Genomic DNA, 12703 nt, shown 5'->3' with positions numbered 1-12703 from the left:
CGCTTCATTGCTCGGGAGGTATTTGGCCTGATCCGTCAACGCGCAAAAGAAATTGCGCAATCTCAAATTGCCGCTTGACAAACAGAAGGGCGTCAGGGGCAGCCAGTACGCCAGCGGCGCCTTCAGGGACGCGCTCAAAGAGTACGGCATCACAAGTTCCATGAGCCGGCGTGGCAGCTGTTGGGATAATGCCTGCAGCGAAACGCTGATCGGCTCGCTGCGGGTCGAGCGCTTGCACGGGCAACGCTTCGTGACCCGGCGCCAAGCCAAGGATGAAACTATCGCGTGGCTGCTCTGGTACAACAAAGTCCGGCTTCATTCAACGCTGGCATATGTCAGCCCGATGCAATTCGAAAGCGAATGGCTTGCCAGGCAAGCCAACTCATGAGCTCGGTTATGGGATACGGAATCCAGGGGCAAGGTCAGACCCAGGCCAGTAAAACAATGTGGGAGGTGCCCGCAAAGGTGCAGTAAGGCCCGCAGGCTGTCGCAACAAACCGCACCTGAGAAAATAGCCGGCCTGAAACGCAAAACCTGCTGCAATGGCGATTGGCGCTGATGAACACTACTCGTGCACCGATGCGGTTACACGTTGATGCTGCCCGCACCTTGATGCCCTACCTTCACGCAAGGCCTAGCTGATGCAAGCGCCAGCAGATTGCGCATGACAAGATTCACTAACGGTAAGTTGGCTTAAACATCCAAAAACTTAGAACGTGAGCTAACCTGATGGAAGTCTTGTTACAATTTGAATTGTAAACACTATTATTGTTTCAATATGGAAATCGAATGATTGCTTCTAGCTTCAAATTTTTTGCGTTGGGTCTTGCCTTAATCATTGTTGGATGTGCGACACGGCCAGAAAGCATATCTGCGTCTTTCGTCTCCCATGAAAAATACATGGGTCAGACTTGCTCGCAACTTACCGATAGCATGGCAGACGCTCGGACAAAGTTAACGGATTATTCAAAGCAACAAGACAACAAAGCCAACCTTGATGCGGCAACTGTCTTTTTGGTTTTAATCCCTGCCAGCAAGTTGTCAGGCGACCATGCAGGCGATGTAGCCAAATACAAGGGTGAGGTTGAAGCTATAGAAACAGCGCAAATCAAAAGCAACTGCAAAAAAGTAACAATGAAATGACTGCACAAAATACGTTTGCAAAGTAGCGAAGAACCCGCCGCGAGCGGGTTTTCCTTCGTCTGGTGCAGGACTCAATTTCTGGAATCGTCTTACATCCACTCTTACATACCCGCCAAAGAAAAAGGGTTCATTGCTATTTTCATAGCAATGAACCCTTATCTAATTTGGTGCCGGAGAGATGAATCGAACACCCGACCTTCTCATTACGAATGAGCTGCTCTACCGACTGAGCTACACCGGCTTTAGCCTCTGATTATAGCCCGGAGTGGTAGCCGGTAACCCGTTCTACTTCATTTTTAGAGCCCAGGATCACGCTAATACGTTCGTGCAGTTTGGTTGGCTTGATGTCGAGAATGCGCTGCTTGCCGTTCGTGGCAGCGCCGCCTGCCTGCTCAATGAGCCAGCTCATTGGGTTGGCTTCGTACATCAGGCGCAGCTTGCCGGCTTTTTCCGGTTCGCGCTTGTCCCACGGGTATAAAAATACGCCGCCCCTGCACAGGATGCGGTGCACGTCGGCGACCATGGAGGCAATCCAGCGCATGTTGAAGTCTTTGCCGCGCGGGCCTTCCTTGCCTTGCAAACATTCGTCGATGTAGCGTTTGACCGGCTCGTCCCAGTGCCGCATGTTGCTCATGTTAATGGCGAATTCCTGCGTATTTTCAGGAATCTTCACGTTTTCCTCGGTCAGCAGGAACGAGCCCTGTTCGCGGTCCAGCGTGAACATGGCGACGCCGTCGCCCACAGTCAGCACCAAGGTGGTCTGTGGACCATAGACGCAATAACCGGCCGCCACCTGGCTCGAGCCGGCCTGCAGGAAATCGCTTTCCTCAACACCATGGTTGCCCTCGGCCTTTTTCAGCACACTGAAAATGGTGCCGATACTGACATTGACATCGATATTGCTGGAGCCGTCGAGCGGGTCAAACATCAGCAGGTATTCACCCTGCGGGTAGCGGTTGGGCACGACGTAGATGCTGTCCATTTCTTCCGAGGCCATGGCGGCCAGGTGACCGCCCCATTCGTTCGCCTCGATCAGCACTTCGTTGGCGATGATGTCTAGCTTTTTCTGAATCTCGCCCTGTACGTTTTCACTGCCTGCCGTGCCCATCACGTCGCCCAGTGCACCTTTGTTGACGGCCTGGCTGATGCCTTTACAGGCGCGGGCCACCACTTCGATTAGCAGGCGCAACTCAGGCGGAATGTGTCCGTCGAGGCGCTGCTGCTCGACCAGGTAGCGGGTGAGGGAAATGTTTTTGGGCATCAGGAACTCCGTTGACAGGGTAGGGGGTTGGGTCATTGCATCGCACGCCGGCTCAATGGCCCAAGGCGCGTGTGACCACTTCGTGCGTGTCCTTGCTCAGGTCGGTGCGGGCGGCAACTCGGGCAATCGCCTGCTGTGCCTGGCTGCGGTAGGGTTCGGCCAGCTTGCTCCAGCGGTCCAGCGCGCGAGCCAGCCGGGCGGCGACCTGCGGGTTGATGGCGTCGAGTTCGATGACGCGTTCGCACCAGAAGGTGTAGCCGGCGCCGTCAAGCCGGTGAAAACCAGCCGGGTTGCCCTGACAGAAGGTGCTGACCACGCTGCGCACGCGGTTCGGGTTTTTCAGGCTGAAGTCAGCATGCTTCATGAGTTGCCTGACGGCCGGAAGGATATTGCCGCCATGGTCGGGCGCGCCAGTCTGCAGGCTGAACCATTTGTCGATGACCAGTGGCTCGCCCCTGAACATGGCATGGAACAGGGCCAGTGCCTGGGCCGCCAGCGCATGGCTGCTTGACACCAAAGCCGCCAGCGCGTTGAAGCGGTCGGTCATGTTGCCGGCGTCCTTGAAGCGCTGCAGCGTCTTGCCCGGCCAAACGGTGTCGCCACTTTCCCGCGCGGCCAGGCACAGGTGCGTCAATGCCATGCCGGCCAACGCGCGCCGGCCGCTCGACACCGGGTCGGGCGTGTAGGCACCGGTGTCGTGGTTCGCTTCGTATGCCGCTTCCCAGTCGGCTTGCAGTGCAGTGGCTAGCTGCTGGCGCATGGCTTCGCGCACGGCATGGATGTGCTGCGGATCAACCACGTCGATTTGCTCGGCCAGGTAGGTTTCCGACGGCAGCGTCAGCACCAGGTCCTTGAAGGCTGAATCGAGCGATGGATGGCGCAATACCTTGCGCATGGCGTCAAGATAAGCATCATTTAGCACGTTTGCGCATGATGCGCCTGTACTTATCGCTATGGATTTAATAGCGATAACGGCTTGGTTGACAGCCAGGCGCTGGCCGGCTTCCCAGCGGTTGAAAGGGTCGCTGTCATGCGCCAGCAGGTGCAGCAGCTGGGCGTCGGTGTAGGCAAATTCCAGCACCACCGGTGCGGTGAAGCCGCGCAGGATAGACGGCACCGGTTCGGCGTCGATGTTGACGAAGGTGAAGCTTTCGTGCTCCTGCGTCAGCACAACGGTGCGCGTGCCTTTAGCCGGAACGCTTTCGCCGTCCAGTTGCAGCGGCACATCCTGGCCGTCCGCGCCGAGAAGGCCCAGGCTGACCGGAATCACGAACGGTTCCTTGGCCGGCTGGCCTGGCGTGGGCGCACAACTTTGCGCCAGCGTGAGCGTGTAACTGCGCGCGGCGGCGTCGTACACGCCTTGCGCTTGCAGCCGTGGCGTTCCGGCCTGGGCGTACCAGCGCTTGAACTGCGGCAGCAGCCGCGCCAGATCGGATTCCGGGTTGGCGTCGGCAATCGACTGCGCAAAATCGTCGCAGGTCACCGCCTGGCCGTCGTGGCGCCCGAAATACAGCGTCATGCCCCTGGCGAAGCCCTCACGACCGACCAACGTCTGCATCATGCGGACGACTTCGGCGCCTTTTTCGTAGATGGTGACGGTGTAGAAGTTGCTGATCTCGATGTAGCTGTCAGGCCGCACCGGGTGCGCCATTGGGCCGGCGTCTTCGGGGAACTGGGCGGTGCGCAGCACCCGAACGTCCTCGATGCGCTTGACGGCGCGGGCCGAAGGTGCGGCGCACAAGTCCTGCGAGAACTCCTGGTCGCGAAACACCGTCAGGCCTTCTTTCAGGCTGAGCTGGAACCAGTCGCGGCAGGTGATGCGGTTGCCGGTCCAGTTGTGAAAATATTCGTGGCCGACGACGCTTTCGATGTTCGAGAAATCAACGTCGGTGGCGGTGGCCTGGTTCGCCAGCACGTACTTGGTGTTGAAGATGTTCAGGCCCTTGTTTTCCATCGCGCCCATGTTGAAGTCGCTGGTGGCAACGATCATGAAGCGCTCCAGGTCAAGCTTCAAGCCAAAGCGCGCTTCGTCCCAGGCGACCGAATGCATCAGCGACACCATGGCGTGCTCGGTCTTGTCCAGGTCGCCTGGCCGCACATAGACCTGCAGCAAATGGTCCTTGCCGGCGCGCGTGGTGATGCGCTGCTCGCGCGCCACCAATTGACCGGCCACCAAGGCAAACAGGTAACTGGGCTTGCGGTGCGGATCGACCCATTTGGCGAAATGCCGCTCGCCGTTCGGGCCGTTGTCGAGCGGCCCGTGCGCCACCAGGTTGCCGTTGGACAGCAGCACCGGGTATTTCGCCTTGTCGGCCCGCAGCGTGACGGTGTAGCTCGCCATCACGTCCGGGCGGTCGAGAAAATAGGTGATGCGCCGGAAACCCTCGGCTTCGCACTGCGTGAAGAACGAGTCGTTGCTGACGTACAGGCCCATCAGCTTGGTGTTTTTGGACGGGCAGGTGGTGGTGAAGATTTCCAGCTCGAACGCGTCGGGCAGGTCGCATAGCACCAGCTGGCCGCCTTCCATCTTGAACGACGTTCCCTGGCCATTGACCTGAACCCGCGACAGGTTGAGTTCCTCGCCGTCCAGCCGCAGCGGCTGCGCAGGCACCTCGGGGTTGCGGCGCAGCGTCATCTTGTTGAGTACGCGCGTTTTGACCGGGTCCAGGTCAAAGCACAGATCGACCGTGTCGATCCAGTAGGCCGGCGCGCGGTAGTCGGCGCGGTTGATGACCACGGCGGCGCCGGGTCCTGTTCCGTCAAGCATTTGCAGCATGGGGGGTTCCTCAAAAATCCAGAAATTCAAAACGGGCGGCCGAAACTGCCATCAGACGCCTTGCTTCAGCGACGCCTCGATAAACTGATCCAGGTCGCCGTCAAGCACCTTTTGCGTCGCCGAGGTTTCGTAGTTGGTACGCAAGTCCTTGATGCGGCTGTTGTCCAGCACATAGCTGCGGATCTGGTGGCCCCAGCCCACGTCGGTCTTGGTGTCCTCGAGCTTTTGCTGCGCTTCCTGCTGCTTGCGCAACTCGAAGTCATACAGCCGCGAGCGCAGGCGCTTCCAGGCGACATCGCGGTTGCCGTGTTGCGAGCGGCCTTCTTGGCACTGCACAACGATGCCGGTCGGGATGTGCGTGAGGCGCACGGCCGAATCGGTCTTGTTGATATGCTGGCCGCCGGCGCCGCTGGCGCGGTAGGTGTCGGTGCGAACGTCTGCCGGGTTGATGTCGATCTCGATTGAATCGTCAATCTCGGGATAGACAAACACCGACGCAAACGACGTGTGGCGTCCGCCCGACGAGTCGAACGGCGACTTGCGCACCAGCCGGTGCACGCCGGTTTCGGTGCGCAGCAGGCCAAAGGCATACTCGCCCTCGATCTTGATGGTCGCGCCCTTGATGCCGGCGGTGTCGCCTGCGGACTCGTCTTCGATCGTGGTCTTGAACCCCTTGCGCTCGGCGTACTTCAGGTACTGGCGCAGCAGCATGCTGGCCCAGTCGCAGGCTTCGGTGCCACCGGCGCCGGACTGGATGTCGAGAAAACAATTGAGCGGATCGGCCGGGTTGTTGAACATCCGGCGGAATTCCATCTTCTCGACTTCTATGGCCACCTTGGCGGCTTCGCCCTCAATGGCACGCATGCCGGTTTCGTCGTTGTCGTCCTTCGACATTTCGAACAGCTCGGTGTTGTCGGAAAGTTCCTGCTCCAGCCGGTCCAGGATCAGCACCACGTCTTCGAGCGATTTTTTCTCACGGCCGAGTTCCTGCGCGCGCTTCGGGTTGTCCCAGACTTTGGGGTCTTCAAGTGCGGCGTTGACTTCGTTCAGTTTTCGGGCTTTGGCAGGGTAGTCAAAGATACCCCCTGAGTTCAGTCACCCGATTGCTCAGGTCCTCGATCTGGTTGGAAATGGTGTTGATGTGTTCTGCGTCCATGGGGAAAAGTCCTGTCGTTGTCTGAATTCAATCGGCCATTTTCTCATGCTCCCTGGCCATGCGCCGCGTGACCGCTCGAGCACCTGCGCGGGGGCAGTTCACGGGCGCGCGGTGGCAGGCACGGTCAGCGGCAGCATGACGCTGAACAGCGAGCCTTCGCCTTCCTGGCTTTTCACGTTGATGGTTCCGCCGTGCGCTTGCACCAGTTGCCGGGTGATGTACAGCCCCAGTCCCAGGCCGCTCGTGCTGTCGTCCTGACCCACTGCCCGCTCGAACGGGTCAAAAATGCGCTGCTGGTCCTGAACGGGTATTCCCTTTCCCTGGTCGCGAACCTGGATGGCCACGCTGCCTCCCAGCAGCACCACGCTGACTTCCACCGGCTTGCCGTTGCCATAGCGCAGCGCATTCGTCAGCAGGTTGGTCACCACCTGCTCAATCCTGAATTCATCCCAGCAACCGGTCACCGGCTGGTCGGCATGCAAGGTAATGGCGCTGCCTGCGGCCTGTGCCTGAAGGTTCAGGTTGCCCACCACGCGGCCCAACATGGCTTGCAGGTCGAACAGGGCGGGGCGAATCGACAGGTGGTTGCTGCGGATGCGCGTGACATCGAGCATGTCGTCGATCAGGCGCACCATGCTCTGCACCTGGCGCTGGTCGCGCGTGACCATTTTTTCAAGGTAGGCAGCATCAAAAACGGCAATCTTGCCGCGGTCCAGCAGCATTTTTCGCATCTGGACATCCATGAAGAGCGTGTTCAGCGGCGTTCGCAGTTCATGCGCCACCACGGACATGAATTCGTCACGCAGCTTCAAGGCTTTTTCCAGCGCCATCTGCGTGGTCTGCAGGTTCGCCAGCAGGGCTTCCTGCTCTTGCCGGCTTTTTTCAAGCGCCAGCACCTGGCGCCGGGTTTCCAGGCGCTGCCGGTACATCAGGGCAAATACATTCACTTTGGACTGGACCGCCTGCACATCGAGCGGCTTGTACAAAAAGTCCACCGCGCCGCTTTCGTAGCCCTTGAAGGCGAAGTTCGACTCCTTGCCAGCCGCCGTGACAAAAACGATCGGGATGTGGCGCGTTTTTTCGGTGCCGCGCATCAGTTCGGCCAGCTCAAATCCGTTCATGCCCGGCATTTGCACATCCAGGATGGCCAGCGCAAATTCATGGCTCAAGAGCAAAGCCAGCGCTTCCTCGCCGCTGGACGCCTGAAAAATCGTCCGGCCTTCCAGGCGGATGACGGCCTCAAGCGCCAGCAGGTTGTCGGGCAGGTCGTCAACGATCAGGACGTTGACGTTGTTGTCGTTCAGCATGAATTCTTTCCCATTTCCAGCAGCAGGCTGTGGATGCTTTTCAAATCAAGAATCAGATCGGGCTGGCGCAGGCGGATGGCCGCTTCAGGCATCGCCGGCATGCGCGCTTCAGCAGGGTCTTGCACCACGCTCAGGCCCCCTTGTCGGCCAATTTTATCCAGCCCCCGGGCACCGTCCGAATTGGCGCCGGTCAGCAAGATTCCGGCGAGACCCGGGCCGTAGGCGTCGGCGGCCGATTCCATCAGCACATCGATCGAGGGGCGCGAAAAATGCACATGCCCCTCGCAGCTCAGGGACAGCGAATGGTCAGTTTCGACCAGCAGATGGTAGCCCGATGGCGCAAAGTAAAGCGTCCCCGGCGTCAAGGTTTCCTTGTCCGCTGCTTCCCGCGCCTGCAGGGAGCTGCGCCGCCCGAAAATTTCTGCCAGCTGGCTGTGACGGCTTTCGGGCAGGTGCAACACCACCACGAGCGGCAAACCAAAACTGGCTGGCAGTCCGGGCAGTATCTCCATCAGCGCATCAACGCCGCCGGCCGAAGCACCGATCACCACCGCCTTGATGCGCAGCAATTTCGCCTGAATGATCTCGTTCATCACGCCAGCCCCGGCCGCTTGCGAAAAATCCGCTCGGCGCGTGCCAGTGGCTCGAAGCGGGTGGCATAGCTGGAAAAATCAATGCTTTCCTTTCTGCCCAGGCCCAGGAAACCGCGATGTCCCAGCGATTCGTGAAACAGTCCAAAGGCGCGGTCCTGCAATTTTTTGTTGAAATAGATCAGTACGTTGCGGCACAGCACCAGCTGGGTTTCCGAAAACACGCTGTCCGTGGCCAGGCTGTGGTCGGCAAAGACGATATTGGCTGCCAGCGACTTGTCGAAAATGGCGGCTGCGTAGGCCGCGGTGTAATAGTCGGCAAAGGCCTGCTTGCCGCCGGACTGCTGGTAGTTAGCGGTAAAGCCGCGGATGCTGCTCAGTGCAAAGATGCCTTGCCGCGCCTTGTCCAAAGACGCAGGATTGATGTCGGTGGCATAGATCAGCGAACGCTCCAGCAAGCCTTCTTCCCGCAGCAAAATGGCCAGCGAATACACCTCTTCCCCGGTGCTGCATCCGGCAATCCACACCTTGATGGACGCGTAGGTGCGCAGGTGCGGCACCACTTGCTGGCGCAAAGCCAGAAAAAAAGACGGATCGCGAAACATTTCACTGACCGGTATGGTCAGGTACTGGAGCACCTGCTGGAACACCCCGGGGTCGTGCACCACCCGGGACTGCAGTTCGGGAATACTCGGGCAGGCCAGTTGCGTCAGTGCATAGAGCACGCGGCGTTTTTGCGAGGCGGCGGAATAGTCGCGGAAGTCGTAGCTGTACTTCAAATAAATCGCCTCCGTCAGGCGTTTGAGCTCGAGGTCGGTCGTGGTGACCTGAAATGCATTGCCGGCTTCGGCCGCCTCGGCGATCGCTGCGGGTGGTGCTGCCAGGCTAATTTTTTTGGACATGGCTCAAATCCGCCCACCCGCAGGCATCCACACCCTGAGAAGGGAAAACAGCCGGTCCAGGTCGATAGGTTTGGCCAGGTAGTCGTTGGCGCCGGCTGCGAGGCACTGTTCCTGGTCGTCCTTCATGGCTTTGGCGGTCACCGCGATGATGGGCAGCTTTTGCAGGCGTGGATTCTGGCGGATGCGGCGCATGGCTTCAAGTCCGTCCATGCCCGGCATCATGATGTCCATCAACACCAGCTCGATGTCCCGGACTTCTTCGAGTCGTTCCAGCGCTTCAAAGCCGTTGCGGCCAATGTCGACGCAAAAGCCCCTTTGCTCCAGCGCACTGGTCAGCGAAAAAATGTTGCGCACGTCGTCGTCGACCAGCAGGATTTTGCGGCCCTCGAACACCTCGTCGCGGCTGCGGGCGGTTTTCAGAAGTTGCTGCTGTTCGGCGGACAGGCTGGACTCGACCTTGTGCAGAAACAGTGTGACTTCATCGAGCAGGCGCTCGGGGGAATGCGCCCCCTTGATGATGATGGAGCGCGAGTATTTCAGCAGGTCGGCCTCTTCGGCGCGGCTCAGGCTGCGGCCGGTGTAGACGATAACCGGCGGAAACGAGCAGATATCGTCCGACGACATGCGCCTGAGCAGTTCATTGCCCTGCATGTCGGGCAGCTTGAGGTCCACGATCATGCAGTCGAAGATGGTGCTGGCCAGCAGCGCCAGCGCCTCGGCGCCGGTCCGCACGGCGGTGATGTTGACTTCGTCGTCGGCAATCAGCCGCATCACGCTTTCACGCTGCAGTTCATCGTCTTCCACCAGCAGCACGCGCTTGAGCTTTTGCGTCAGCTTGTTTTCCAGGGTGGTGAAAACCTCTTTGAGCTGTTCGCGGCTCGACGGCTTGACGGCATAACCCACCGCGCCCAGCAGCAGGGCGGCTTCGCGGTGGTCCTGCCCGGACACCACATGCACCGGAATATGGCGTGTTTTCGGATTTTCCTTGAAGCGCTGCAGCACCGACAGGCCCGAGCGGTCCGGCAGTCCCATGTCCAGCAGTACCGCATCGGGCAGGAACTCTTCGGCCAGCAAGAACCCGTCTTCACCGCTGTGCGCCACCAGGCAGTTGAAACCCAGTTCGTGCGCCAGATCGTACAAAATGCGGGCGAAGACCGCGTCGTCCTCAATCACCAGCACCACCCGGCCCTTGCCGTGCATCAAACGGTCATCGGCAAAAGCGGGCAACGCAGGCGGCGATGGGAGAGGTGGCGTTGACTGGGCCGGCGCCTGGCCAGCGGACTGAACGACAGGCTGAGCGGGGATTGGCGGCTGGTCAGGCGAATCGACAAGCGGCGCGGGCAGGGTGGCCGGCAGGTGCAGCGTGAAGGTGCTGCCTTGGCCGGAAACGCTTTGCACGGAAATCGAGCCGCCCAGCAGCAGGCTCAGGTCGCGTGAGATCGACAACCCCAGCCCGGTGCCACCGTAACGCCGGCTGGTGGTGCCGTCGGCTTGGCGGAAGGCTTCGAAAATAATGTCCTGCTGCTCCTGGCGGATGCCAATGCCCGAATCCTGCACCGCCAGCGCAATGCCGCCGGCGGCTTCGGGCGCCACCAGCAAACGCACAGCGCCGCTTTCGGTGAACTTGAGCGCATTCGACAGCAGGTTCTTTAAAATCTGCTCGACCCGCTGTCGGTCGGTCAGCAGGGCTGCCGGCGTGCCCGGTGCAATCTGCACTTCAAATATGAGGTTTTTCTGCCGGGCGAGCGGCTCGAAGCTGGTCTTGAGTGCATCGACCAGGGTGGCCAGCGTGACTTGTTCCGGCACCAGTTCGAGCTTGCCGGCTTCTACCTTGGAGATGTCCAGAATGTCATTGATCAGGTTCAACAGGTCGTTGCCCGCCGAATGGATCGACTGGGCAAACCGCACCTGCTCGTCGGTCAGGTTGCCTTTCGGATTTTCGGACAGCAGACGCGCGAGAATCAGCGAGCTGTTCAGCGGCGTGCGCAACTCATGCGACATGTTGGCCAGAAACTCGGACTTGTAGCGGCTGGCGCGCGTCAGTTCCTCGGCGCGCGCTTCCAGGTCGGCCTGCGCCTGGCGCAGCGCGGCATTTTTGTGGTCCAGTGACATGGCCTGCTCGGCCAGTTGCTCGTTGGTCTGCTCCAGTTCGGCCTGCTGGTTTTCCAGCGTCGCCTGCGACTGCAGCAGAATTTGCGACTGCTCCTGCAACTCTTCGTTTGCCGTGCGCAATTCTTCCTGCTGCACCTGCAGCTCTTCATTGAGCTGCTGCGTTTCGACCAGCGCATCCTGCAGGCGCTGGCGGTAGACCGCACCATGCAGCGCAGTGCCAACGGTGTGGGCCACCAGCCCCACCAGTTCCATGTCGCGCGGCTGCAGTTTTCGCAAAAAGGCCAGCTCGACCACGCCCGTCACCTGCGCATCGTGGTGCAGCGGCACCACGAGCACATGGCGCGGCGTGGCCTGCCCAAGTCCAGACGAAATTTTCAGGTAGTCGGGCGGTACATCGTCCAGCCGGATCATGCGATTTTCCAGCGCCGCCTGGCCCACCAGACCCTGCGTGCCGTAGAAAGTCTGCTCAATGGCCTCGCTTGCCGGGGTAAAGCCGTGGGCGGCCACGCGCCTGAGCGCGCCATCGCTGCCCTGGCTGTAAAGCGCAGCCACCGGGGCATCCAGGTAATGCGTCAGAAATGCCAGCGCGCTGCGTCCCAGCCGCGCCATGTCCGGCTGGCCCAGCATCTGTTCGGCCAGTCGCGTCTGGCCGCTGCGCAACCAAGCCTGCTGCTGGAGCTGGACGGCATGATCGGCCTGCTGCTTGAGCACTTCGTTGTAATTGACCGACAGGTCCAGCAGTTCGCGCCGTCCCCGAAACGCCAGCAGGCCGCTGACCCCCAGCGTGAACAGCAGGTAAGCCAGCACGCTCCAGATCGTGGTGCTGCGCGCCGCTTCATTGCGCTCCATCAGCAGCCGCTGTTCCCGGGTGATGAAGCCCGCCAGTTCTTGCCGAATCTCCTCTTTCAGGCGTTTGCCACGGCTGGTGCGCGCCAGGGCCACATAGTCCAGATTGCTGCGGCGCAGGGCAATCGCCTCCTTGGCAAACTCGTTCCATTGCTGCTGCAGGCCGATGATGTGCTGCAGTCGGGTCACCTGGAGCGGGTCGTCGCTGACCATGGCGGACAGTGACGCGACCTCGCTGTCAAAGCCGGAAATTGCCAACTCGTAGGGCTGCAGGAAGGATTCGTCGCCGGCCACCAGATAGCCGCGCATGCTTGATTCCATTTCCGAGTTCAGCCGAGCCACCTGGTTGGCGTTGCCAATGACCCGCTCGGAATGTTCCACCCCGTTCAAGACGGACAGCAGGTAGGCGATCAAGACCAGGAAAAGCACGGCGCTCAGGGCGCCGAGCCCCAGCGGAAAGCTGATGTTGCGGGACAGGATGCGGCGAAAGCTGTCCTGGCTGACGGGTTGGGAAGGATTCATGAACATCAGGCTTGGTGCCCGTGGGTGCAAAGCGTCAAGTTTGCCCTATGGCGCGGTCGTTTCAGGGCGAAACGGAGTCTTCTCAGCC

Annotated in this window: 8 protein-coding genes, 1 tRNA gene and 1 pseudogene; 2 read left to right on the top strand and 8 right to left on the bottom strand. The window is 60.2% G+C overall.

Annotation, left to right across the window (positions count from 1 at the left end; translation table 11 throughout):
- Positions 1 to 94: 94 nt before the first annotated feature.
- Positions 95 to 388, top strand: a pseudogene (locus IWX87_RS16460) (integrase core domain-containing protein); the annotation flags it as partial.
- Between the two features lie 401 nt (positions 389 to 789).
- On the top strand, positions 790 to 1143 hold the full coding sequence (locus tag IWX87_RS16455; RefSeq protein ID WP_196864605.1) for a hypothetical protein: 354 nt from the start codon (positions 790 to 792) through the stop codon (positions 1141 to 1143).
- Positions 1144 to 1308: 165 nt separating this feature from the next.
- On the opposite strand, the gene IWX87_RS16450 is transcribed toward IWX87_RS16455, so the two are convergent.
- The 8 genes from IWX87_RS16450 to IWX87_RS16415 all read right to left on the bottom strand — a co-directional run bounded on the left by IWX87_RS16450 (position 1309) and on the right by IWX87_RS16415 (position 12615).
- A tRNA-Thr gene (locus IWX87_RS16450) sits at positions 1309 to 1384 on the bottom strand.
- Between the two features lie 12 nt (positions 1385 to 1396).
- A complete protein-coding gene (locus IWX87_RS16445; protein ID WP_196864604.1) occupies positions 1397 to 2404 on the bottom strand; it encodes a class 1 fructose-bisphosphatase in 1008 nt (335 codons plus the stop codon).
- A 52-nt stretch (positions 2405 to 2456) separates the two neighbouring features.
- Entirely contained in the window at positions 2457 to 5180 is a 2724-nt protein-coding gene (pepN, locus tag IWX87_RS16440) for an aminopeptidase N (protein ID WP_196864603.1), read from the bottom strand.
- A 51-nt stretch (positions 5181 to 5231) separates the two neighbouring features.
- Positions 5232 to 6336 (bottom strand): peptide chain release factor 2 gene (gene prfB, locus IWX87_RS16435; protein ID WP_196864602.1). Its coding sequence is split into 2 segments (ribosomal slippage): positions 5232 to 6254 and positions 6256 to 6336, totalling 1104 coding nucleotides; the frame shifts between segments, so codons are not numbered across the junction.
- Positions 6337 to 6434: 98 nt separating this feature from the next.
- Entirely contained in the window at positions 6435 to 7643 is a 1209-nt protein-coding gene (locus IWX87_RS16430) for a hybrid sensor histidine kinase/response regulator (RefSeq protein ID WP_196864601.1), read from the bottom strand.
- Complete coding sequence (locus IWX87_RS16425; protein ID WP_196864600.1) at positions 7637 to 8236, bottom strand: chemotaxis protein CheB; 600 nt, start codon at positions 8234 to 8236, stop codon at positions 7637 to 7639. The genes IWX87_RS16430 and IWX87_RS16425 overlap by 7 nt, the downstream gene beginning before the upstream one ends.
- Entirely contained in the window at positions 8236 to 9135 is a 900-nt protein-coding gene (locus IWX87_RS16420) for a protein-glutamate O-methyltransferase CheR (RefSeq protein WP_196864599.1), read from the bottom strand. The genes IWX87_RS16425 and IWX87_RS16420 overlap by 1 nt, the downstream gene beginning before the upstream one ends.
- 3 nt (positions 9136 to 9138) lie before the next feature.
- Positions 9139 to 12615 (bottom strand): response regulator, encoded by a 3477-nt coding sequence (locus tag IWX87_RS16415; protein ID WP_196864598.1) that lies wholly within the window; start codon positions 12613 to 12615, stop codon positions 9139 to 9141.
- Positions 12616 to 12703: the final 88 nt, after the last annotated feature.

The organism is Polaromonas sp. CG_9.7 (genome assembly GCF_015752205.1).
GTDB lineage: Bacteria > Pseudomonadota > Gammaproteobacteria > Burkholderiales > Burkholderiaceae_C > Polaromonas.
This window is presented reverse-complemented; position numbering and strand designations above follow the sequence as displayed.